Origin of the sequence: Acholeplasma equirhinis (genome assembly GCF_017052655.1) — a bacterium.
Lineage (GTDB): Bacteria > Bacillota_I > Bacilli_A > Acholeplasmatales > Acholeplasmataceae > Acholeplasma > Acholeplasma equirhinis.
Genome location: NZ_JAFIDC010000001.1, coordinates 592,980 through 618,380, shown reverse-complemented (window position 1 = coordinate 618,380; position 25,401 = coordinate 592,980). Strand labels below are relative to the sequence as shown.

The window sequence follows — 25,401 nt, the reverse complement described above, 5'->3', positions numbered from 1 at the left end:
CAAGAAAGGATGTAATCCATATGACAACAATACACGGTATTCATCATATCACTGCAATAACTTCATCTGCAGAAAAGATTTATGATTTCTTCACCTTTATATTAGGTATGAGACTTGTTAAAAAAACTGTAAACCAAGATGACATTCAAACATATCACTTGTTTTTTGCTGATGATGAAGGCAATGCAGGAACTGATATGACCTTCTTTGATTTCAAAGGTATTTCGAAAGCAGTTCATGGAACTAATGAAATTTCTAGAAGTGGATTTAGAGTTTCAAACAATAAAGCTTTAGAATATTGGATTAAGCGTTTTGACAAATATCAAGTTAAACATACTGATATCAAAGAAATGTTCGGTAGAAAGTATATTTTCTTTTATGATTTTGATGATCAACCATATGCACTTTTTTCTGATGAGAATTTAAATGGTGTTAAACCAGGTAAACCATGGAAAAAAGGTCCAGTTCCAGATGAATATTCAATTATCGGATTAGGTCCTGTATTTTTAACAGTAAATCGTCTTGATTATATGCAAAAAGTATTAGTTGATGTTATGGGATTTGAAAAAGTTTCTAAAGAAGGGCAATATCATTTATTTGAAGTTGGATTAGGAGGTAATGGTGGTTCTATTATTGTTGAAGAAAATATCATACTACCACCACATAGACAAGGCTTTGGTGGTGTTCATCACCTAGCATTTAGAGTAACTTCAACTGAAGATATTCATGAATGGGAAAATTATTTATTCAATTTAGGATTCCAAACATCAGGTTATGTCGATCGATATTATTTTGAGTCACTATATTCAAGACTCTATCCTGGTATCTTGTTTGAATTTGCAACTGATGGTCCAGGATTTATCGATCATGAAGAAACTTATGAAACGCTTGGAGAAACATTAGCACTACCTCCAAAATATATGAATAATAGAGCTTATGTCGAAAGTGTCGTTAGACAATTTGATACAAAGCGAAGCGATAAAACTTTTAAAAAAGAATATTTATAATTTAATTTATCAATTTTTAAAAAAGGTCTGAAATATCAGACTTTTTTCTTTTTAAATTGATATAATATTTAAGTATATAAGGAGAAATGATTATGATTGAATTTAATAAAACATATTTCAAGAAAACAGCAGAGGATATATTTACGTGCGATTCTCCAACTGGATACACAGAAAACATTATTAACAAAGTTAAAGCATACATCGATTCATTTGGTTATGAATCTAAAATTTTAAACACTGGTGCTTTAGAAGTATCAATCAAAGGTTTAGACTCATCTAAAGTTGTTGCAACATCTGCACACACAGATACACTTGGTTTAATGGTTAGATCAATTAAACCAAATGGTAAATTAGCATTAACTTTACTTGGAGGTCCTTCAACACCGACACTTGATGGTGAATATTGTACAATTTACACCAGAGATGGTAGAAAATATACAGGTACCATATTATCTACATCACCTGCAGTTCATGTCTTTAAAGATGCAAACACTAAGTCAAGAGATATTGATGAATTAGAAGTTAGATTAGATGAAGAAGTATTCACTAAAGCTGATGTTGAAAAACTTGGTATTCAAAATGGTGATATTGTTGCTTATGATACAAAGTTTACAATTACAGATTCAGGATTCTTAAAGACACGATTTGTTGATGACAAAGCATCTGTTGTCATCCTATTAAATCTATTAAAATATACATCTGAAAACAATATTCAATTTAAATATGATACAAAAATTTATTTTGTAACATATGAAGAAGTTGGACATGGTGCAGCAGTTATTGATTCTAGTATTAGTGAATTTGTCACACTTGATATGGGATGTATTGGACTTGATTTAGCAGGCTCTGAATATGCAGTGTCAATTTGTGCGAAAGATTCTGGTGGTCCATATGATTATGAACTCACAACCAGATTAATCAATATGGCTAAGGAAAATAATTTAACATTTACAGTTGATATCTTCCCATATTATGGTAGTGATGTTGGTGCTGCAAGACGTTCAGGCCGTGATATTAAAGGTGCATTAATTGGAAGTGGTGTTTCTGCTTCACATGGTATGGAACGTACCCATTTAAAAGGTATTGAAAATACTTTAAAATTAATTTATACATACTTAATTAAGTAAATTTTTAACCAGAGCATTCAAGTTCTGGTTTTATTTTCATTTTAAACGTAGAATAATGAAAACTCACGCATTTACTTTCATAAATAAATGGTATAATTTTATTATAAGAAATGTAAACGATACATCTATCCATTCTTGGGAGAGAAGACTTAGATAGTATAATGTTTAGCATAGGAGAGGGGGGGAATCCTATCAAAGCATATAAACCGTATTTTATCTTGCTAGCAGTTATAGCAGTTTTTTTAAGTTTATTTTTTATTGGATTCGATCAATTGAAAATTAACATTGATACCCCAAATGGAATGGATGAAGGTTGGGTTTATAATAATCAGCCAATCACGCTTCCTATCAATCTAAACGTAGAAAAACATACACCATATGAAATTACACATGAACTCAGTGTGGATTTTAATGATCAACAATTTATTTTATTTAGAACATCCCTTCAAGATATAAAAGTATATTTAGAAGATGTATTAATCTATGAAAAAACTTATGGTCATAATCAATTAGAACCTTACGCTTCAACATGGCATACAATACCTGTATCAAATCAATCTGAAGGTAAGATATTAAAAATTATATTAGTGTCACCTTATAGCTCAATGTCTGGAACAGTTAATGAAATGTTTTATGGCAGTGAGATTATGATTTATAAGTATTTAATGAATACATATATGCCTAGATTAGCTCTAGGTGTCATAGTGCTTACAATTGGTTTAATTGTCATGATCTCTAATTTCTTCATGAGTTATGCAAGAGATAAAGGTTATGTCTACATGGGACTATTTGCAGTCACTTTATCTTTTTGGATTATCGCTGAATCTAAAATGTTGCAGTTTTTTACCGGTAGTCAATTACTCATTGGTACGCTAGCATATATTTCTATTCCAATTTTCCCAATACCTATGATTATCTATCTAACTGAGTATGTACTTAAAGATTATAAGAAAATGTTGATTTGGTTAAAGTATCTATTTGTTGCACATTTTATTGCAATTACAGTACTTCATTTTACTGGCATTCAAGATTATTTTGAGACTGTGATTTATTCACAACTTTGGATTGTAGTAGGTATTATTCTTGCAACTGTTTCACTCATCTTAGATTATAAAAATCATAAGAATCTGGAATCGATTAAAATCTTTAAATCCTTAATTATTATTATCATATTTGGTGTATTTGAATTTATTAACTTCATTCTTGGTGGATTTGAATATACATCACTGTATTTATCGATTGGTATCGTGGTTATTATGGCGTATATTTTAATTAATTACATTAATTATATTGTTTCAAGATTAAAGAAGAGCTATGAAACTGAAGTTTATCAAAAGTTAGCTTATATGGATCACGTTATACAAGGTAAGAATAGACTTGCGTTTGAAATAGACTTAGATCTTATCTATGCAGATGATAAGAAACTTAAAGATTTAAGACTGATTTTGTTTGATTTAGATAATTTAAAGAAAATTAATGATACATTTGGTCATGTTGCAGGTGATGAAGCGATTAAGAAAGCTTATGATATCATGCAAGAAGTATTTAAAGATTATGGTGTGTGCTACCGTATTGGTGGAGATGAATTTGCATGTATCTATTTAAACCCAAATCCATCAATATATGAAGAAAAATTAGTGATATTGGAAGGTTTAGTCAAAGCAGTTAATAAGACTACACCTTATGAATTTGGTATATCAGTTGGTTCAGCCATTCATAGAGAAGTTACAGTTGATCAAACTGAACTCTTTAATCTTGCTGATACCATGATGTATCAATATCGTAAAATTAAACAACAACAATAAGGTTTGATAATTTATTATCAGACCTTTTTATTTTGGTAGATTAAGTTAAATTGTTTGAGAGTGTGTAAAATTATCTAAAGTATACGTTATACCTCGAATCATAAAAGCTATTATGATACACTAAAGTTATAAAGTTCAAGTTATTTTTTAAGATGATATGAAAGATAAAAATACTTATTTATAAAATAAGTGATTTTCTATCTAGAAAGAGAGTATGATATGGAAATCAATGCCATAAAGTTACCTGAGATTGCGATTATTGGAAAAGCAGGTTTATGTACGAAAGAACGTAATATTGTGATGGAACTTTGGGAAGAAGCTAATTCACACTTTGAAGAGGTTGCAGCACTTGCAATGAAGGAAGTAGATGGTTCATTTATAGGCTTTTGGGGTGCTATGAGTGACGAATCCATGTCATTTATGCCTTGGTCAGATAATTTTTCTCGAGGATATTATTTAGCAGGTATTGAAGTTTCTAAAGATGTTGAAGCACCGATGGGTTGGACTAAATGGATTTTACCCGAAAGAACATATTTGAAAGTGTTGGTTGAGTCTGGTGAATACACAGAATTATTTGATGAGATCATAAATAAAATTATTCCAGATAGAAATTTGAGACTTAGTGGTGCTATTTGTGACTATACTGAACCAAAAACGTCAAAGAATTATTTGCTTTGTCCTGTTGAAAATATATAGAAAATAAAAGGTTTGAATAAATTTCAAACCTTTTTTGTTTAAATCATGTAGTTTTTAACTATAAATTTAGTTAAAATGTATCTAATTATAAAATCTCAACGATTTGTATAAATAAATGCTATAATTTGATTAGTAGAACAATAAATTTAGAGGTGTTGCATGACTTTGAAAGCTTTCTTTCAAACTGCATTTACCAATTCAAATGATTTATTTGAAAATAATAAAGAAGCGATTCATAATTATAATAAGCAAATTGTACCAAAAATGTTTGTTGTATCGATCATCGCTTTAATTATTCCGCTTTTATTTTCAATATTTAAACAAAGCATGTTGGAAACTTTACCAGCTTATTTAATTACTTTTGGATTGGTATGTTTAATTTTCATTATATTCAAAGTGAGGAAGAGTCAACAATTCCCACTTGTTTTTGCTTACCTTTTCGGATTTGTTTATTATGGGTTATTTTTCTATTTAAGCATTATTAGATTTAGTGATCGACCTGCAGGTACACTTTTAACTTTCTTTGTTATTGTACCGTTGATTGTCATCGATAAATCTAGTCGAGTTAATTTATTTACAATTTTACTATTTGTGATTCATCTTATTCATGCATATGTGTTTAAAGGAATTGATCTTGGCACCACAGATTTTGTGAATACAGTAACGAGTTTAATGTTAGGTATTTTATTTGGGCGTATTTTCTTAATAACCAGATTAAAGACATTTGAAATTCAGCGTCAACTGAATATTGAAAAAGAAATGGATTTTTTAACCAAACTATATAATAGAAGAAAACTATATCAAGATTTAAAAACTCTCAATGAATCAAATATACATGATGTAGCAATTATGATGTTTGATGTTGACTATTTTAAAGAATACAATGATACACATGGTCATTTGATTGGAGATAAATGCTTAGAAGAACTGGGTCGAACATTATTAAGCCTACAAGTTAAATACGATACGACTTTTTATCGATTTGGTGGAGAAGAATTTGTTGGTATCGGACCGAACATGACTAAATATGGTCTTTTAAAACTAGCAGAAGAATTAAGAACATCGTTAAAAACATTTAATGTACCAAATAATAAAATATCGATTAGTGTTGGTATATCTATTGTTAAAATCAATCCAAATAATACAATTGATGATTATTTAACTGAAGCAGACCAAGCGCTATATCAAGCTAAAGCCAAAGGTAGAGATCGTGTGGAAGTATTTATTCCACCGATTAACTAGAAATAATCGTAAGATTTGATTTGAAGAATTTAAGTATCATATATATAAAAAAATTTAATGTATAATAGAAAAAATAAATATTATTTAAAAACATTTATAACGATACTTATTGAATTGGAGAAATGAATGAAAAAGTTAACCATCATTTCATTGTTGATTATTACCATATTTTTAACAAGTTGTACTAATGATAACACGTATCGAGTTGGTTTTGGATATGAACTTGCACCAATGAACACAGTAACTGTCGCAGTATCAAGTGATACTAAATACTTTTATTTTGAAAATTTCAAACTAGAATTTCATTATGGAACATTTAATCATGTTCCTACTTATTCGGATGTTGATTATGAAATACATTCAATGGCTTTATATTTTTCTGATGAAATATTCACCATTGATAACTTCTTAGGTTCAAATAATGGATTAATAGATTATAAAAATTTGGAAGATGCATATTTTATTAAAGAAATTAGTTTGGAAGAATTTAATACTGATCAATATAAAGTAATCAATGAATCATATAAAGATAAAGTGTTTAATCATTCAGAAACCATTGTCATTCCAGAATCAATTTCAGCTTATACATTTAGTTTTTACTTTACAATTATTGATATTGTGTATAATCGCAAAGATAATCTATATTATTTTGGACAAAATGGTTATTATCGAGAGATTAGTTATCAATTAGTAGATATCGATTATCTTAAACTCAATTAAATTTGTCTATAAATAAAACAGAGCTATAAATGCTCTGTTTTTTCGTTATTTTAAAGTTACTTGATAATCATCGATATCAATTAAAATTGAATTACTAAATAATGCAACTTTTTGATAATTTAAGTTAGATGTTGAACTTGGAGAGAAGTTAATTGCAGTATAGTTTAGTGTTTCATGTTCTCGATTAAAGAAATTATATAGTGTTGCTGAGAAATGGATGAAATTCCATAATTGATAATCAGCATAAGTTCCATCACCTTTAAGTGCCATTGACTGTCTTTCAACATGTAATGTACCATCAATACTTATGAAATAATCTAATATCCAACCCCATTTAGCTTGATATATTGGATCATTAAAGAATTTGTATAAATTTGAATTTGATACATTCTTTGTTATATTATCTGCTTCAGTTAATCCAGTTGAAAATTGATTTTTGTATTGCAATGGTGTAGATGATGCTGTTAATGCATTACCAAATTTATTATTGTAATCCGTTAAGAATTCAGATTTAAGTTTTAATCGATCAACTTCATAAATACTACCCGTAACAGCAATGCCATCAATAGTTGTATGTAGCACATTAAAGTTTTGTTTAACTGATTCAATGATTGCTAAAGAAGCAGTAGTTGATTCATTAGTTTTAGCCATATTAATAGCAACTTGTGCAATTGATCTTGTTGATACTGTAATTGTTATTGTTTCTTTACTATTTTGGATGTAGTAGGCGAAAACTGAGATTTTAGTTGCATATCCAATTTCAGGTATACCCGTTAATACAACTGAGAATCTGTTATCTTCATCTAGTCCTTCTACAGACGCTTTAAAGACTTCTTTACCATTTAATATGGTTTTACCACCAATTGGATTATTGATTGCTGTTTGAAGTTGTGCTTTGGATGCAACACCATAAACAACGTAGAATCCTTTTTCTTCAGGAATAAATCCATCAACAAGTTCAGCATAGAATCTTAGACCTTGTTGTAAGTTTGCATCTTGATTTCTAATTGAAGCACCAGGAATCATTATTGCATTTTCAGATAAATTAGGTTCATCAGATAAATGATTTGTTGGTGATAAGACTCTTATAGAATAATTGTAAGTATTATTTAAATCATTTGTTTGATAGGTTAATATTGGTAAATCTTGATGTCTTACAACACCAATGATTTCTGATGCATCATAAGTTATTTCTTCAGTAGAACGATAAATGTAGTAGAATTTTGCATTTTCAACTGAGTTAAATGATAATGTACCACCTTGATGTTCCATACTTGTAATTGGATCTACTAATACTGGTTCCATACTCTTAAGTTCAGGGAAGATTGCTATTTTAGACCAGTGTGATTTCGCATTGTTGACATGTCTTGCGACAATATTTGAAGGATTATTTCTTTCTTGATATCCAATTTTTAAGTTTGGATAATTGTATACTGAAAATCCTTCTACATATTCAAGTCCGTGTAAGATATTCATTTGAAGATTAAGTTCAGTATCGTTTGCTTTCCAATTATAAGTTTCATTTGCAGATGCGGCCATATAAAGACCAAGTCCAGAATAAAGATTCACATTTAAATTTTTAAAAACTTTATCCCACCAACCCATAACTTTTGTATAACTTGCAGCTGGATGATTGTCTGCCCAATAAGATTGAGGCATAAAATAATCTAACCATCCATTTTTTAACCAATGCAGACTATCTGCAAATAAATATGAGTTATAGTGTTCTTGACCATTAGTTTGTGAACCAGTTGTTACTGGTAATCCATTTGCATCATATGTAACGACACCATTACCATTTTTATAAACACCAGTTGGTGCAATACCAAATTGAATATGTTTACCGTTTGTCTCATTGTAAGATTTAATAACGTAATGTACACCTTCGACAAAAATATTTACTTGTTCACGACGCCAGTTTGCTTTTGAAACGGCATTTGTATGATTATAACCAACACCATATGTTTCAAAAGTTGATTGGTCTGGTTCGGAAATAATTGTTGGTGCTGTTGAGAGTGATCCATTTGCACCTAAGTTTGTATAGAAGTAATCATCAAAGTGAATAGCATCAACATCATAATTTTGAATAATCTCTTCCACAGTATCATAAAGAAACTCTCTAACATTTGGAAGACCAGGATTTAAAATTGTAGAACTATTATAAGTTAAAAGATTTGATGAATTTGAAGCTGGGTTAGCTTGTGGAAATGCTTGTCCTAGTGTTACACGATAAGGATTTAACCAAGCGTGTACTTCAATACCACGATTATGTGCTTCCTCAATTAACCAAGCCATTGGGTCAAATACATTAAAGTTTATATTAGCAAATTGAGTTGCTTTTGGATTGAGTGTTGAATTATAATAAGCATTATTATGTGTTCTAAAATGAATAATGATTGTATTGTAGTTATAGTACGCAAGCATTGGGAAGGTTTCATTTAAGAATAAATTCTTCCAAGATTGTTCAGTGACGTTATTTGGTATCTCACCTGTAATAGGTGACATCCACACTGCTCTTAACTCTTGACCGTAGTCATTAACTGAAGTAGTTGTAATAAAGTCATCAGCACTATAGGTCTCATTAAATGAAACAACGAAACTTAAAATGATTAAGAAGATGATTGCTGTGAATCTTTTGATGATTGTCATATTTGATGATTTCCTTTCTTCTTTGATAGTTTTCGGATGATTGCACGAAGAAGTCTTGTACGTGTGATTCTTTTGACGTATTTTAAATATTCTGTATCGTTAACAGGGATTTCTTTACCTTCTTTATAAAAAGCTTTCATTTTCCCTTTTATTTGGTTTTTATAGACATGTTCTAATTTATACTGATTGTCACCGGTGATATAGTATGTATCACCTTTTATTTTTATGATTCTATGTAAAACTAGTTTATCATTAGATTTAAATAAAACAACATCGTATATATGATATGTGTCTGTTTTTTTTATTAAGACTTGATCAATATTTTCTCTTAAGAGAGGTAACATGCTTCTTCCATAAACATTTGTAACAACAAATCCTTTGGTTAGTAATGTTTTTTCTATACTGCTTATTAGATTAAGTCCATGCAAAGCTGTATATAAAGCATCAATACTTACGTTACAACCAAGAAGGTAAAATGGATGTTTAGTTGCTAGTTTTTGATAAAGATTTAAGACGAGTTCCATGTTTTCCTCTTTAAATGGACGAATTGTTTCTCGTAAGAAAAATTTTAAAGATTGTTCATTTGAAATTTGATGTATATAATTTTCTAAGCTGCGTTCTAAGAAAATTATATTTCCAAGTTCGACTTTCTTGTTTACACCAGTATTTGTTTTACCTGTGAATGGTGTGCCATATACGATAAACTTATCATTAATTAATCTGATTGCAGGTTTATCATCATTTAAAATATAAGCATTTAAATTTGTAGCCCATAAAGCCGCGTGTGTTGATTTACCTGTACCACTTGGTGCTGAAAACAAATATGCCTTATCTTGGTATACAACTGCAGAAGAATGTAGGAAAAAGCCATTAAATTTAATTAACTTAGTATAAAAGTAGGAACCATAAATCATATACTCGGCTTCACCTAGTGTTAAGTGATTATTTTCATGTTGATATTTTTGAACATGTTCAGATAAATCTGGAATATCAATATCAACATCAAAATCACCACTTACCAAATACTGTGTGGCTTGAAACGTTAATGGATCATATTGAGGATTCATTTTAACAATTAAATCTGCAATTTTATATAGCATATAAATCCTTTATAAGTTAATAGAAAGGCACCATAGGGTTTCTACAGTGCCTTTTATTGTTAATTAGTTAGTTCCACTTAGCATAAAGTGTAACAGTTGAAGGTAAACCTATGAATGTTTCTACTGCTGAACCAGAGAAATCTGGAGTAGTATACCAACCTCCAAAAGTTGAACCATCTTTTATTGGTGTAATGAATGGTCGCTCATCGTTTAGATAATTATAAGTGACATTTTGATAAATTACGGATGTATTTGTAATTAAACCAATTCCGAGTGAGATTGCATTAGCTGAAGTTGATGCTGGAATTGTTCCACTAATAACGACATGTTTACCTACGCTTGCATTATTATAAAATGCTTGCATAGCAGCTTTATTTGTTGCTAAACTATCGTGGAATGCTAGGACATATGGTGAATCTGCTGGTTTTGTCCAATCAGATCCTGTACCTTTTGATGTAACTTCATATACACCGGCGATTGCAGTTGGTTTTAATGCTATATGATACCAATAAATTCCAATTTTAGCTGTAGCCAAATGTAATTGACTACCATTACCACTATTTGCAAATAATGTAACTGTATGATTATGAGTTGATTTGAAGAAAATTGTATCAGCATTATTCAATGATCCACCATTTAATTGATATGTAATAGTTACTGGTGAGAAACCAGTGGCTTCAAATTTTGCGTGATAAACTTTATTTCCTGTTGATCCAGTAGAAATTTTTGTAATTGGTGAACCATCAAATGACGGATTGTCATACCAACCTTCAAATGAATAGCCATCTTTGACAGGAATTGGTAATGTAATTTCAGATGAAGCGATTGTATAAGACGTTGGAGAGAGTGATAATGCATCATCACCATCAAAATATTGAATTGAATAATTGATTGCAGTTCTATTAACACGTAAACTTACAATATTGTTGAGTGTATAATTGGCTGCAAATGTTACAGTTGAACCTGAAATTGTAAAATTAGAATTTGTATAACCTGTAAATAATTCCGCTGAAGAAGGTAAAGTGACTTGTGTACCTTTTGGTAATAATTCAACAGTTGACAAATCTTTCATAATTGAATTGTTGTAATTTGCAATTTGATACAATCTGTCAATACTTGTATTATCAACCTTAGTAAATGTCAATGTTGAAACACTCCAGCCAGTTTTGTTGTCAACTTTTAGTAAATTATATACTGCATAAACAAAGTGGTCTCCCCAGAAGACAGTTGCAAGAGTTGAATTCACTCCACCATTCATGAGAGCTTGAGCTTGTCTTTGAGGATGAATTGTTCCTCCACCATATGCATTCATATATTCAAGTAGCCACCACCATTTTGGACCAAAAGTTTCATCTTGGAAAAACTTGAGTAGATTAGTACCTACAAGTGTAGTGCTTGAACCTTGTGAACCTTGCCCACCAACTCTTGCGCTTGCTGCAAAAGTAGATGCATCTAAATCAACCCAACTTGTTCCAAATCTTGTGTTCCAATCTTTAACTAATTCTGCACGAATTACATCAATATCAGCAGTGTATAAGCCTGAAACTACATATTGACCATATGATAATGATTCAATTGAAAGATAATTATTATGGACATAGTTAAGAATTGCTTGTGTACCTGCATCACCATCACCTGCTAAAGTCATTTTTTGAGCAACTTCAGCAACTGATCTAGTGACGGGTTCACCATAAACTTCTTCATCATCAACAACTGCATAAGGAATTGCAGTTATTTTTTGCATATATCCTCTATCAGGAATACCAGTTAAGACAACACTAAATTGTCCATCTTGATCTGCACCCTCAACCGGTGCTTTGAAAACTGTTTTACCATTATGTAACATTTCTGGTAAAGCAGCTTCTAAATCAGCTACATCAGCATCACCATATAATAGATAGAAACCGTGAACTGATTCTAAATCTTCTACATTTGCATAGAAGCGTAAACCTTGAACACCAGTTGTACGAATTGATGCACCATCAACTGATGTTACAGGACCTGCTGCATAAGCAAGTGATAAACTGGCTGTTACTGCAGCCATTAGTAGAAATATTAATCCCCATACCTTTTTCATGTTTTAAGTCTCCCTTTAATCCGCAAACCATGAATCGACCGGTACTGATGTCGAATTGGCATGTACCTTCTCATCGAATTCAGTAATTTCGATAGAAGGAGTTTCGTAACAACGCTTAATAAGATTTTCCATAAGATCCCCCGTTCTTTTTTTATTTTGGAATTCAAAGCGTTAGCTTGTTGTTTAAGATTAGTATATCTAAAAACGCTTTCATATAAAAATCAAAAGTTTCGAATTTGTAATATTTTCATTTTTAGAAAGATATTTTCATCTAAAAACAAAAAAAACACCTTTTTTGTCGGTGTTTTAGTAAATTCCAGACCAATTTGGATCATTAAACTTAATAGTTAGAATATTATTTTCAATTGTTTTAAACTTGATATTTTGGTTTTTGTTATTAATTATTAATGAAATGTTTTCGTTAAAGCGATATTTTGATTCTGTTGGTGTAATTGTAAGGGTGACTTCTTTGAAGTCATACGCAATTTGAATATTAAGATATTCAGGTTTAGATGTGATTGTATAATTTGTATAATTTATAATTAACTCAATGGAGGTGATTGTGATATTACCTTCAACGAAATCCTTGATTTTGATTGCGAATGTATCTGTATCATTTTTCTTTTGTTCATAAAGGTTAAAGGTAGAAATATTTGAATAGAAGGCATATCCGTCAGTTACATAGTAAAGTCTTACTTTAAGATTAATGTTGTAATTAACTGAGTCAATATCATGAATTGTATAAGTTAAGTTCGAACTAAACGTATACTTTGTATATTTGTTTGTTGGTCCATAATTTTCATGTAAGTTAATTTCTTCGTTTGTAAATAAATATAATATTCCAAACTCAATAGTTTCATGAAGTGCCAAATCATCATCAAAATGAGCAATTATTTTTATGGTTTCATTTTCAGTATTAACCTCAAATTCAATTTGCCAATCGAATGGGTATCCGATTGGGTCTTCAATTTGTGGTTCATCATCTGGATCTTTGTCATCTGGCAAATCATTATCTGAATTACTTGGTACACAACCCATAAGTAATAAAGTTAACAATATAACAATCCAAATTTTTTTAATATTTTTCATTATGTATCCCCGATTGTATTGTATTTTATGCTTTAAATTTAGTATAACAGCAAATTGTAGATTTAAAAATCATAAAATGAAATAAAATAAGTATACAAAGATAAGTAGAATTTATCTATCTAAAATAGAGGTTTAAGTAATGAATAAAATTATTGATTTACCTATTCCATTTGGTCAAGGCATGGTTCATCTAATGTTATTGCAAGACGATACTAATGTCATACTTGTAGATTCAGGACCAATTGGTAGTATAGATTTAATTTCAGATGCACTTAATAAACATCAATTAAGTATCGATAAACTAACAGGGTTAGTGCTAACACATCATGATCATGACCATGTGGGAAGTGCAGCAAAAATTAAGCTTGCAAATCCGAAAATCAAAGTTTACGCATCAGAAATAGAATCGATTTGGATTACTAAAAAAGAAAAACCACTTCGTCAGCAACAAGCAGAATCAACCTTACATTTAGTACCTGATAGTGAAAAAGAGTTTGCACATAGATTTATTTCGATTCTAGAAAGTTTAGAACCAGTAAATGTTGATTATTATTTAAATGATGGTGAAATATTACCTTGGTGTGGTGGTGTTAAAGTAATTTCTACTCCCGGACACACACCTGGTCATATATCAATTGAAATAATTAATGAAAATGTAGTAATATCTGGTGATGCTATAGTTTTAGAAAATCATTTACCAGCAATTGCAAACCCAAGTTTCACATTTAACATGGAAGATGCAGTTAAATCATTTGATAAGTTAATGAAAATGGATGTTAAAACGTATTATTGTTATCATGGTGGAATGTATAAAAAATCATAATGATTAGGTTCATTTAATCGAACCTTTTTATTTTAATAAAAACTTGCTATAATGTTTCTAGTTTAGAAAAGAGATGAACACATGAAATATAAATTATATTTATTCGATTTAGATGGTACAGTTCTAGATACATTAGATGATTTAACTGATAGTATGAATTATACCTTACAACAATTTAATGCACCATTTAGATCTAAGTCAGATATAAGAAGATTTTTAGGACACGGTATTAGAAATTTAACTGAAAAAGCATTTGAAGGCTACAATGTTGATATTGAAAAAGCATTTGAATCATTTAAAAGTTATTATGAATCCCATTCAAATATTAAAACGAAAGCTTATGATGGCATCATTGATTTATTGAAGGTATTAAAATCAAAGGGAAATAAATTAGCACTTGTATCAAATAAAGCAGATAATGTTGTAAAAGAACTTGCAGATTCAATCTTTAATGGTTTATTTGATTATGTTCTTGGCCAAAGAGAAGATATTAAGAAAAAACCAGCTCCAGATATGGTGGAACTTGCAATTAATTCACTCAATATGACAAAAGTAGAATCAGTTTATATTGGAGATAGTGAAGTTGATTTAGAAACTGCAAAAAACACAGGAATTGATTGCATTGCTGTCTCATATGGCTTTAGAGATTATGATGAACTTATTAAACTGAATCCTAAATATTTAGTACAATCAGTAAAAGAACTTCATGAGCTCATTTTTGCATAAAAAATTTAAACTTTTTTAATGCAATTTCTTCTGATATTTATTACAATGAGTATGTAAAGGATAGGTACTTAAATGAAACTATATATTAAACAAAAAATATTCGCAATTGCTGATACTTATAATGTTTATGATGCAAATCAAAATTTACAATATAAAATAGATGGAAAAATCTTCTCTTGGCGTGGAAAAATGTCATTAGTTGATCGTAATGGGAAAGTTCTTTATAATTTTTCTCATCGAATCCTTCATTTCTTTAATCGTTATTTAGACATTCAAGATGCAAACGAACAACCAATTGGCGTTATTAAAAAACATTTCACTTTCTTTATTCCAAAATATTCAGCAGATATTAAAGGTGAACATTTTGAAATTTCAGGACAAATCTTAGCATATAATTTCGCAATTATCAAAAATGGACGTGTTGTAGCTGCTGTTAATAAGAAATGGTTATCATGGGGCGATACCTATGAAATTGATATTTTAGATGGTGAAAATATTCCACTCATGGTATCACTTGTCATCGGTATTGATTCATTAACGCATAATGATCGCTATGGTGACAATCATCACGGTTAAAATGAAATAAATTAAATCTATTTTTAAGAGACCAGAATGCTAAAATGTTCTGGTCTTTGCTTATATGCGTGTAATGATGGCATTGTGAGCAAGTTTATTAGAAATGATAGGTTTGATGCCTTTCTCTTGATAAAAAATATGTAAACGATACCGCATTATAGAATAACGAGAAGTTTGAATTAGATTTCTTTATAATTATATTAAGAAGCGAGGATAAGATAAATATGGCAGTCATTGAAGTAAAGAGTGCCAAGAAGAACTTTAAAAGACCAGTCAGAAAACCTGGAATTCTTGGCATGTTAAAGACTTTATTTAGTATGAAATATGACACTGTTGAAGCTGTAAAAGACATTTCATTCAGTGTAGAAAAAGGGGAAATTGTTGGTTATATTGGTGCAAATGGTGCCGGTAAATCAACAACCATTAAAATGATGTGTGGTATTTTAACCCCAACATCAGGAGAAATAACTGTTGATGGTTATAAGCCATACGACTCTAAACAAAGAAAACATGTGTTAAATAATATCGGTGTTGTCTTTGGGCAAAGAACACAACTTTGGTGGGATCTACCATTGATTGAGTCACTTGTTATTTTAAAAGAGATTTATGATGTTTCTGAAGCTGATTATAAGGAACGATATCAGTTCTTAAAAGAAGTTCTTGGTTTAGATGAGTTTATCAATCAACAGGTAAGAACATTATCATTAGGTCAAAGAATGCGTGCAGATTTGGCTGCAAGTCTTATTCATAATCCTAAAATCTTGTTCTTAGATGAACCGACAATCGGGCTTGATGTGCTTGTTAAAGATAAAATGATCGAAGCAATTAAACAAATTCATTCTCAATATCAAACAACAATAATCTTAACAACTCATAACATGGATGATATTACAGATTTATGTAATAGAGTCATCATCCTTGATGAAGGTCAAATTCTATATGATGGATCACTTAAAACGATTAAAAATAAATTTGGTGATATGAGGAATATTTCATTCACATCCAAAGATTTAACCAAACTAGAAGATCTACAATCTAAACTTAAAGATAAAGCAGATGTATGTGAAGATGGTGGATATATCCATCTATCTTTTAATCATGCAAAAACACCTGTTAATTCAGTTTTAAAAACTATCTTTGAAATATTCCAAATAGAAGATATTAAGATTGAAGAAAATTCTTTAGAAAATATCGTGAAGAAAATTTATGAAACTAAGAAGGCTTAGAAAATATTGGGCATTCTCTAAAGGTGGCATACTTTCAGGGTTTGCATATAAGTTTAGTGCGTTTGGTTGGTTGCTTGGTGATATTGTTTCTCTCCTGATTTTATATTTTCTATGGTCAGCAATTTATGCTAATTCACCTGTTGATGTCATTAATGGTATGACATTTAATGAAATGGTGACTTATTTAATCTATGCAAGAATTGCATCAACATTAGTCTTTTCATCAATTTCATTTTGGATAGTTGGTGAAGATATTTATGAAGGGGGTATCGCGCTTTCATTAATTAGACCAATGAGTTATCGTTATCGTATTTTAGCAAGTAGTTTTGGTAATTTCTTATCAACTATTATTCTTTTATTTATTCCACTATTTTTCGTTGCAAACGGATTACTTTATTTTGTACTAGGTGTAGATTTACCAAATATTTTAAATTTACTTTTATTTGTAGTAAGTGCAATTCTTTCATTTATTATTTCTGACCATTTAGGTTTCTTAATTGGGGAGATTGCAATATTTACAAATGCTTTATTCGGTCTAATGTTAATTAGAAACATCATGTTATCATTTTTATCTGGTAGTTTACTACCAAGTGCATTCTTTCCAGAATGGTTACAAATTACATTAAAGTTTTTACCTTTCCAAAGTATGATTGAAAATCCGATTCTTATTTTAATGGGAAGAATACAAGATATTGATATTTTATATACAATTTTAATTCAGTTTGTATGGGTACTCGTCTTAGGTTTCTTATGTAACCTAAGCTTTAATAAACTTAAAAAACATATTGTGAGCGTAGGTGGTTAAGATGAAAAAATATTTAAAACTTTATCCTATCTATGTATCACGTTCAATTAAAGCAAGATTATCTTATAGATTTGATGCATTTGTAGGTATATTTGGGTTCTTAATCGAAAATGCATTACTATTCTTCACACTATATTTAACCGTTGGTGCGATTCCGTCATTAAATGGATGGGATGTCAATATGATGGGATTCTTATATGGATTCTATTTAATTCCTAAAGCACTCGATCATATTTTATCTGACCAAGTATGGCAATTATCAAATGGTGGTATTGCAAGAGGAATTTTAGATAAATACTTAATTAAACCATTAAATCCATTATTTCAACTTGTTGTTGAAATGATTCAATTAGAAGGATTTGGTGAACTCATTTTAGGTATTTTCTTCTTAATTTTCTTTACACCATATGTCACAATTACATGGACCGTTTCAAATATATTTGCTTTAATCGTTTGTGTCATCTTTTCAATGTTGTTCTTTTTTGCAACTAAACTTACGTTTGCATCGATCTCTTTTTGGACAAAGCGAAGTATTGAAGTTATGACAACAATCTATGATTTTTCAAATTTTGCAAAATATCCTATTCAAATTTTCCATCAAGCGATTCGTTTCGTACTTACATATATTCTCCCTTTCTCTGTTGTTATATTTTTCCCGGTAGAAGCACTTTTATTTGGTGGAAATGTTTGGGAGCAAGTACTCTATGTTGTTATTGCATCTACATGCATGATAGGTGTTTCTTTACTTGTTTGGAGTCAAGGTATCAAACGATATGAATCTGCAGGAAGTTAAAAATAAAACCACCTAAACGAAACTATTTAATTAAAACGGACAATAATAAAAAAAACCTAGAGTTATATGCAAACTAATGCATGTAGCTCTATTTTTTGTTTAAGATAGTTTTTAAAGGAGGAAAGAAAATGAGAGAAAGAAAAACAATCAAACATAGACAATATACAATTGAAGAAAAAAATGAAATAGTAATTAATTATCTAACTGGTAAATCAAGTGGTTATACTACTTTAGCAAAACAATTGGATGTAGATTCATCTGTGGTTCGAAGATGGGTTAAACAATATCAAACATTTGGAACAACAGTAGATAGACGTGGTATAGCAACCAAAGAAACAACACCAAACAAAGGTAGACCTAAACAACCAATCAAGTATGAAGATATGAGTAAAGAACAATTAATTGAAGAGTTAAAGGTATATGAAGATATAAAAAAACAGATAGCTTACTTAAGGAATCAAAAGAAAAGTGTCAAATAATTGATAAATTAAAGTGTAGGTATTCAATCAAGAATTTATGCCAAAGGTTAAAGTGTTCACGAAGCGGTTATTATGATTGGATCGCCCTAGGTAAGCCAAAATATAAATCCTACAATGAAGCAATAAACAAAATTATATTAGACCAATATTTTAAGGATAAAAGACAAGGAATCGAGCGGCTCCAAATGAATATAAAAAAAGTACACGGCCTCATCCTGACAAGATATTCCGTGTACCGTTATATGAGACTGAATCAAGTTCAGTCAATCATTAGGAAGAAAAAGTTTAGATGGGGCGCTAGACCACACATCAAGATACCTAATCTCCTCAAGAGAGATTTTACCACAGAACGCCCAAATGAAAAATGGAGTATAGATATTAGTTATCTTTTCTGTAAAGAGCGCATACTCTATCTATGTGCAATAAAAGATATGTATGACAAAAGTATAGTAAGTTATAAAATATCTAGATTTATGAGCCATGATTTCGTGTTAAATACAGTAAAAATGGCGATTAGTGATGTCCCGCAGCATCAAAGATTAGGATTAATTATTCACTCTGATCAAGGGGCACAATTCACATCACAAGTGTATTCAAATTTATTAAAAGAAAATAACATTAAACAGAGTGCATCATTTAAAGGAAGCTGTGTGGATAATAGTCCAATAGAAACTTGGTTTAGTTCATTAAAGAGTGAATGTGTGTATTTGAACGATAAAATGAGCGAATCTGAAATGATTTTAAAAGTTGAGGATTATATTAAGTATTACAATGAAGAAAGATTACAAAAGAAAATAAAAGAGCTCGCTCCGATTCAATATCGAAAACAAGCTCTCTCTAGGTTTTTTATTTAATTGTCCGTTTTAAGGGAACTAACTCAACCGGTGGTTTTTCTTTATTACTCTAAATCTGATTCAACAGATTCAAATGCAACATAACTTGTAAGGTTTATATCTGATAATTTGAATTCATCTACAGACCAACCAAATTTACCTAAGTTCGTTTCATATTCGAACTTTAACGCGATTTTAGTTAGATTGTCGATTGTATAACTTGCTTTGATAAATGTACCAGCGTAACCGAAGTTGTATTCATAAATGGATACTGTGCGATTTAGATAAGTTTCTGACTTTATGAAATTAGCTGCATAACCTAAGTCTTCAGCCCATTCAACCATAAATGTTAATGTAATTTCTTGAGATAATCTTAAGATTTCAAACATGTATTCTGGTAATTCAGTCTTAGTTTCGGCTTCTAAATCGAGTTCATAGACTTTATCACCTTCAAATAAATAAGTAGCCTCTGTAGAAGTGTAAAGTTCAATATTACCTGATTTTGCAATCACATATTCAACTGTTTCATCATCCTCATCAATTAAATTGAATCGAATGAAATAAGTTTCCCCTAATTTACTTAAAATACTTTCTGGTTGATATTCGCCTCCAAGTACAACTGTGTTATCTTGATCTTCATCAATAAGATCATCAATTTGGCAACCAATCAGACCAAATGATAAGTATGTAACAATTAAAAAAAGCACGATTCTTTTCATATAATTCCCCTCCTTTCCTTACTTCACAGGGTAAATTATACTTAATTATTTTTAATTACAAAGAATAATGCTTTATTTTAATATATTTTTAAACTTTTGAAAATAGTTTTCAGAAATGTTTCATTAAATGTAATCATTCACTCTTAAAACGACATATTTTAAATATAATGATTGATCTGCAGTGAAGATGACAGGATGATCCATATCTTGGATTTTAAAGTCAATCATTTGAACTTTTCTTTTTGAATCACTAGATGCTTCACCAATCATTTGTAGGAATAAATCTGGATACATATAATGTGAACAACTACATGTGATTAAATAACCACCTGAATTAAGGATCTTCATTGCTTGTAGGTTGATTTCTTTATAACCTTGATATGCTTTGCTAATATCTTCCTTTTTCTTAGTAAAAGCTGGTGGATCTAGAATAATGACATCAAATTTCTTACCTAATCTAACAAATTCTCTTAATTTATCAAAGACATCACAAACTTCAGTATTAACATTATTAAGCTGATTTAATTCTGCATTTCTCTTAATCTGATTTACAGCATCTTTTGATATATCAAGTGCTAGTACACTTTTCGCACCAAAGCTTGCTGCATGTAATGCGAACCCACCAATATGAGAAAAGCAGTCTAACACTTCTTTATTTTTAACATAAGGTTTAATTGCTGCATGATTTTGTTTCTGGTCTAAGAATGTTCCAGTTTTTTGTCCGTTTTTAACGTCTACATATAATTTAATATGGTTTTCATAGATTTCTAGTTCATCTGGTACAGAACCGTAAAGTTCACCTTTAAAGAGTTCTAATCCTTCTTTAGTTCTAGAAGGCATATCAGATCGTTCATAAATACCTTTTGGATTAAAGAGTTCTTTAAGGATCTCTACAAACATATCTTTTCTTTGATCAATACCGTAAGATGAAATCTGAATGACTAAATATGCTCCATATTTATCAATAATTAAACCTGGAATACCGTCTGCTTCGCTGAAGAATAGTCGATATGTATTTTTGTAACCTAGGTCAAGTCTTGCATCATTTGCTAGTTTGATTAATTGTTTAAAGTAATCTTTGTCTAATGTAATATCTTTTCTAGAAATGATTCTTACAAAGATTTTAGAATTTGTATTTAAAAACCCTGTACCTAAAAATTCATTTCGTGAGCTGAAAACATTGATTTGACTACCACTTTTGATATCACCTTCAAAACGATCAATTTCGTTTGAATAAACAAAGTTTTCACCGTTTTTAATTCTTATTTCTTCTTTTGGTTTTAAAAATAATTTTAAGCTTGTCATATAAATTACCTCACGGACAATTATATCATGAGAAGATGAGCCTTAAATGATAATTATCATTTGATATGAGTGATATAATAGAGATATAAGACCCAGAATCTAAACTAAATAGATTAAATTAAGGTATAAATAATTTATTTCAAATTCGAAATGTATATTTCACCTTAAAATAATCTATATGTAATAAAATATAGTAACAATAAAAGACTTAAAAAGTTAACACGTTTAAACGTATACATACCTGTATATTTTTAAGTAGACTAGGAGGAAATATGACATTCAATGAAATACTAGATATTATGCCATTAGTTAAAGAAGGTAGACCTGTAGTTATTGTTGATGATTACGATCTAGATAATACGGGCACTATTGTTTATCCGATAGAAAAAATAACATTAGATGATTTAAAATTCATTACATCACTTAATCCTGCATATATGAAATTAAATGCACCAAGAGATTACTTTAAAGACTTAAATATTGATGCAACGTATGAATCTGCATTAAATCCATTAAAAGTTAATTTGAAAGAAAACCTAGATAGTTTTGGATTGCTTCAAATATTAAAGTCATTACTTGATCAAAAAATGGAAGACAATTTTAAATTACCTTCCAAATTAGTGCCTATAATGACACATGATGGTGGTGTATTAAAACGTGCAGGTCATAGTGAAGCATCTGTTGATCTTTCAAAACTTGGTGGTTATAAAGCATTAGCGTTATCTATTTTAGTTACGAATTCAAAAGGTGAACCACTCAAATTAGAAGCAGTTGAAAAGTTTTCAAAAGAAAATAAAATGCCACTAATCACGATTGCTTCACTGATTAGATATCGTCATTCAAAAGAAAGTTTGATTAAGAAAGCAGCGGAAGCAATTTTACCAACATATCATGGAACATTTAGAATGGTTGGATTTGAAAATGCAATTTCAGGTGAACACCATGTTGCACTTGTTAAAGGTGAAATTGATTCAAATGAACCCGTTTTATTAAGAGTGCATTCTGAATGTTTAACGGGAGATGCATTTGGTTCATTGAAGTGTGATTGTGGTGAACAACTTCAAGCAGCACTAGATGCAATTGAAAAAGAAGGTCGTGGCATTTTACTTTACATGCGTCAAGAGGGTCGTGGCATTGGTTTAATTAATAAAATTAAAGCTTATGCACTTCAAGATCAAGGCTTAGATACAGTGGAAGCAAATCTTGCACTTGGATTTGAAGAAGACTTAAGAGATTATGGAATTGGTGCTCAAATCTTAAAAGATTTAGGAGTTAGAAAGATTAGATTAATGACAAATAACCCACTTAAAATTTCAGGTCTTTTAGGATATGGTTTAGAAATTGTTGAACGTGTGCCAATCCAACTCAATCACAATGAAAGAAATGAAATGTATTTAAAGATTAAAAAAGAAAAAATGGGACACCTATTAAAATTTGATAAATAGTGTTAAAACCTCGAAAATTGTGTTATATTTCGAGGTTTTTTTGTTTTAAAGGTTATAACATTAATTTATTGTTATAATAAAAACATGGGGAGTATACACCTAATTCTAATAAGAGGTATCTATGGATTGGAATAAAATTTTTGGTATCATAATTGATTTATCAAATAACATTCTTATTTTGTTAGTTTTGGTACTTTTATATGCAACCTCAAACTTTGAAATAAAAAACACCAAAATAAGTAAACAAATATTTGCAGGACTCGTCATCGGTGCTGCGACTCTTTTCATCATGTCCAATCCTTTTAATTTTCAAGATGGTATTATTTTCGACACTCGAACTTTAGTATTTACAATTTCTGGATTATTTTTTGGACCTATTGCAACCATCATATCAGCTGTTATCGCAATTTCATATCGTATATTTTTAGGTGGTAGTGGTACGTTAGTTGGAGTAGCAACTGTCATCTTTTCTGGTGCAATTGGTATTTATTGGAAATATTTAACACACAATATTAAATTTAAGAATAAATATTTAGAATATTTCATTATTGGTCTTGTTGTACATATCATTACAATTTCAATGTTCCTTACACTACCTAATAATATGATGGTTATTCAAGTCATGTTAATTCCATTTATCGTATTATTCCCAATTATTACGATGTATTTAGGTGTGATCATGGATCAGCAGAAAAATCGTATTGCACTATCAAAATTAGAACAAGCACAACAACTCTTAATGAAGTATACTGCTGAATATAATCGTACCATTGAAATTTATGCACTTGATAAAAATTTTAATTATTTAACCTTTAATCAATTCCATTTTCATGAGATGAAACGATACTATGACATTGATATCCAAGTGGGTGATAATTTCTTAAAATTATTAAACAGTGATTCAATGAAAACACGCTATCTACAAACTTTTGAAAAGGTTTTAAAAGGTAATCCCCTTTCAACAACATCTGAAGTCGAGGATGTAAGAGGTAAATATTTAGAAGAAATATTCTCACCAATTATTAAAGACGGTGAAATTACTGGTATTACCGTATTTGTTAGAAACGTTACTGAACAAAAAACATATGAGGAATTAATTATTAAACTCTCATATCATGATGCATTAACAGGTGTTTATAATCGTCGATACTTTGAAGAAAAGATAGGTAAACTACAAGAATCAAATATTGAACTAATTGCAGTTATTTCATGTGATATTAATGGTTTAAAACTTGTCAATGATACATTTGGACATAGAATGGGTGACCAAGTACTTATTCGAGCAAGCAAAATTTTAGAAGAATACTTTAGTGAAACTGGTTTTGTATGTCGAATGGGCGGTGATGAGTTTGTCATCATTCAACCCAATATGGATCAAAAAACTGCAACCTCAATTATGGAAAAAGTGTTATTCAGTCTTGATCAAGAAAAATTAAGTGGTATTACACTATCACTGTCATACGGTATTGCAGTAAAGACTAAAGAGATTAAATTTAGAGATGTTATTAAACTTTCGGAAGAGCTTATGTATCGACATAAGTTATTCGAATCTGATTCACACAGAAGTGAATTTATTAAAACGATTCTTCAATCATTACACGAAAAAAACCCAAGAGAAGAGATGCATTCAAAACGTGTAGCAGCAATTTGTGTTGGTATTGGTAAACACCTTCAAATGAAAAAAGATGAGTTGAATCTATTACGTGCGATTTCAAGTTTGCATGATATTGGTAAAATTGCTATTGATGAAGCCATTTTAAATAAACCTGGTAAGCTAACAGATGAGGAGTGGGAAACCATTAAACGACATCCTGAAATTGGATTTAGAATCATCTCAACTGCACCAGAATACTCAGAAATTGCCCGAGACATTTTATCGCACCATGAACGTTTTGATGGTAAGGGATATCCTCGTGGATTAAAAGGTGAAGAAATACCTATTCGTGCAAGAATTGTTTCAATTGCAGATGCATATGATGCAATGATTAGTAAGAGAACTTATCGTGACCCACTTTCTAAAGAAGATGCAGTAAACGAAATTAAGCGATGCAGTGGTACGCAATTTGACCCTGAACTCGTTAAAATCTTTGTGAATATTATTGAAGAAGTAGAAAATGATTAAAAAAAAGCACATGGCGACATGTGCTTTTAATTAAAAG

Annotated in this window: 22 protein-coding genes; 16 read left to right on the top strand and 6 right to left on the bottom strand. The window is 30.0% G+C overall.

All coding sequences use genetic code 11. The features are described from left to right. The first annotated feature begins 20 nt into the window (after positions 1-20). The 6 genes from JV173_RS02810 (at position 21) to JV173_RS02785 (ending at position 6,597) form a co-directional block, all read left to right on the top strand. On the top strand, positions 21-1,007 hold the full coding sequence (locus JV173_RS02810; protein WP_205734778.1) for a ring-cleaving dioxygenase: 987 nt from the start codon (positions 21-23) through the stop codon (positions 1,005-1,007). Between the two features lie 92 nt (positions 1,008-1,099). Further along, positions 1,100-2,134 carry a M42 family metallopeptidase gene (locus tag JV173_RS02805; RefSeq protein WP_205734777.1) on the top strand — a complete coding sequence of 345 codons (1,035 nt, stop codon included), beginning with the start codon at positions 1,100-1,102 and terminating at the stop codon, positions 2,132-2,134. A gap of 218 nt (positions 2,135-2,352) precedes the next feature. Further along, positions 2,353-3,939 (top strand): GGDEF domain-containing protein, encoded by a 1,587-nt coding sequence (locus JV173_RS02800; RefSeq protein WP_205734776.1) that lies wholly within the window; start codon positions 2,353-2,355, stop codon positions 3,937-3,939. A gap of 219 nt (positions 3,940-4,158) precedes the next feature. Next, positions 4,159-4,635 (top strand): GyrI-like domain-containing protein, encoded by a 477-nt coding sequence (locus JV173_RS02795; RefSeq protein ID WP_205734775.1) that lies wholly within the window; start codon positions 4,159-4,161, stop codon positions 4,633-4,635. Positions 4,636-4,794: 159 nt separating this feature from the next. Next, positions 4,795-5,877, top strand: coding sequence for a GGDEF domain-containing protein (locus JV173_RS02790; RefSeq protein ID WP_205734774.1), 1,083 nt, complete (start codon positions 4,795-4,797; stop codon positions 5,875-5,877). A gap of 126 nt (positions 5,878-6,003) precedes the next feature. Next, the gene (locus JV173_RS02785; protein ID WP_205734773.1) at positions 6,004-6,597 is read left to right on the top strand and encodes a hypothetical protein; all 594 of its coding nucleotides are present in this window, start codon (positions 6,004-6,006) and stop codon (positions 6,595-6,597) included. Positions 6,598-6,642: 45 nt separating this feature from the next. On the opposite strand, the gene JV173_RS02780 is transcribed toward JV173_RS02785, so the two are convergent. From JV173_RS02780 to JV173_RS02765, 4 genes are all read right to left on the bottom strand, one after another. Beyond that, a complete protein-coding gene (locus tag JV173_RS02780; protein WP_205734772.1) occupies positions 6,643-9,246 on the bottom strand; it encodes a glycoside hydrolase family 10-like protein in 2,604 nt (867 codons plus the stop codon). Continuing rightward, a complete protein-coding gene (locus JV173_RS02775) occupies positions 9,243-10,346 on the bottom strand; it encodes a S26 family signal peptidase (protein ID WP_205734771.1) in 1,104 nt (367 codons plus the stop codon). The genes JV173_RS02780 and JV173_RS02775 overlap by 4 nt, the downstream gene beginning before the upstream one ends. A 67-nt stretch (positions 10,347-10,413) precedes the next feature. Beyond that, positions 10,414-12,423 carry an InlB B-repeat-containing protein gene (locus JV173_RS02770; RefSeq protein WP_205734770.1) on the bottom strand — a complete coding sequence of 670 codons (2,010 nt, stop codon included), beginning with the start codon at positions 12,421-12,423 and terminating at the stop codon, positions 10,414-10,416. 306 nt (positions 12,424-12,729) lie between these two features. Further along, on the bottom strand, positions 12,730-13,512 hold the full coding sequence (locus JV173_RS02765; RefSeq protein ID WP_205734769.1) for a hypothetical protein: 783 nt from the start codon (positions 13,510-13,512) through the stop codon (positions 12,730-12,732). A 139-nt stretch (positions 13,513-13,651) separates the two neighbouring features. Between JV173_RS02765 and JV173_RS02760 the strand changes: the two genes are divergently transcribed. The 8 genes from JV173_RS02760 to JV173_RS02725 all read left to right on the top strand — a co-directional run bounded on the left by JV173_RS02760 (position 13,652) and on the right by JV173_RS02725 (position 19,794). Beyond that, positions 13,652-14,335 (top strand): MBL fold metallo-hydrolase, encoded by a 684-nt coding sequence (locus JV173_RS02760; protein ID WP_205734768.1) that lies wholly within the window; start codon positions 13,652-13,654, stop codon positions 14,333-14,335. A gap of 81 nt (positions 14,336-14,416) precedes the next feature. Then, positions 14,417-15,061 (top strand): HAD family hydrolase, encoded by a 645-nt coding sequence (locus JV173_RS02755; RefSeq protein WP_205734767.1) that lies wholly within the window; start codon positions 14,417-14,419, stop codon positions 15,059-15,061. A 72-nt stretch (positions 15,062-15,133) separates the two neighbouring features. After that, complete coding sequence (locus tag JV173_RS02750; RefSeq protein WP_205734766.1) at positions 15,134-15,637, top strand: LURP-one-related/scramblase family protein; 504 nt, start codon at positions 15,134-15,136, stop codon at positions 15,635-15,637. A 224-nt stretch (positions 15,638-15,861) separates the two neighbouring features. After that, the gene (locus JV173_RS02745) at positions 15,862-16,863 is read left to right on the top strand and encodes an ABC transporter ATP-binding protein (protein ID WP_205734765.1); all 1,002 of its coding nucleotides are present in this window, start codon (positions 15,862-15,864) and stop codon (positions 16,861-16,863) included. Then, positions 16,844-17,668: an ABC transporter permease gene (locus tag JV173_RS02740; RefSeq protein ID WP_205734764.1), complete on the top strand. Its 825-nt coding sequence runs from the start codon at positions 16,844-16,846 to the stop codon at positions 17,666-17,668. Before JV173_RS02745 ends, JV173_RS02740 begins: the two co-directional genes overlap by 20 nt. A gap of 1 nt (position 17,669) precedes the next feature. Beyond that, complete coding sequence (locus tag JV173_RS02735) at positions 17,670-18,461, top strand: ABC transporter permease (protein ID WP_205734763.1); 792 nt, start codon at positions 17,670-17,672, stop codon at positions 18,459-18,461. Positions 18,462-18,589: 128 nt separating this feature from the next. Beyond that, on the top strand, positions 18,590-18,940 hold the full coding sequence (locus JV173_RS02730) for a transposase (RefSeq protein WP_205734762.1): 351 nt from the start codon (positions 18,590-18,592) through the stop codon (positions 18,938-18,940). Then, a complete protein-coding gene (locus tag JV173_RS02725) occupies positions 18,937-19,794 on the top strand; it encodes an IS3 family transposase (protein WP_205735434.1) in 858 nt (285 codons plus the stop codon). The genes JV173_RS02730 and JV173_RS02725 overlap by 4 nt, the downstream gene beginning before the upstream one ends. A gap of 44 nt (positions 19,795-19,838) precedes the next feature. On the opposite strand, the gene JV173_RS02720 is transcribed toward JV173_RS02725, so the two are convergent. Continuing rightward, the gene (locus JV173_RS02720) at positions 19,839-20,492 is read right to left on the bottom strand and encodes a hypothetical protein (protein ID WP_205734761.1); all 654 of its coding nucleotides are present in this window, start codon (positions 20,490-20,492) and stop codon (positions 19,839-19,841) included. 123 nt (positions 20,493-20,615) lie between these two features. Next, positions 20,616-21,797, bottom strand: a complete 1,182-nt coding sequence (locus tag JV173_RS02715) for a class I SAM-dependent rRNA methyltransferase (RefSeq protein ID WP_205734760.1) — start codon at positions 21,795-21,797, stop codon at positions 20,616-20,618. Between the two features lie 272 nt (positions 21,798-22,069). Between JV173_RS02715 and ribA the strand changes: the two genes are divergently transcribed. After that, positions 22,070-23,242, top strand: a complete 1,173-nt coding sequence (gene ribA, locus JV173_RS02710) for a GTP cyclohydrolase II (RefSeq protein WP_205734759.1) — start codon at positions 22,070-22,072, stop codon at positions 23,240-23,242. A gap of 121 nt (positions 23,243-23,363) precedes the next feature. Further along, on the top strand, positions 23,364-25,364 hold the full coding sequence (locus tag JV173_RS02705; protein ID WP_205734758.1) for an HD domain-containing phosphohydrolase: 2,001 nt from the start codon (positions 23,364-23,366) through the stop codon (positions 25,362-25,364). Positions 25,365-25,401: the final 37 nt, after the last annotated feature.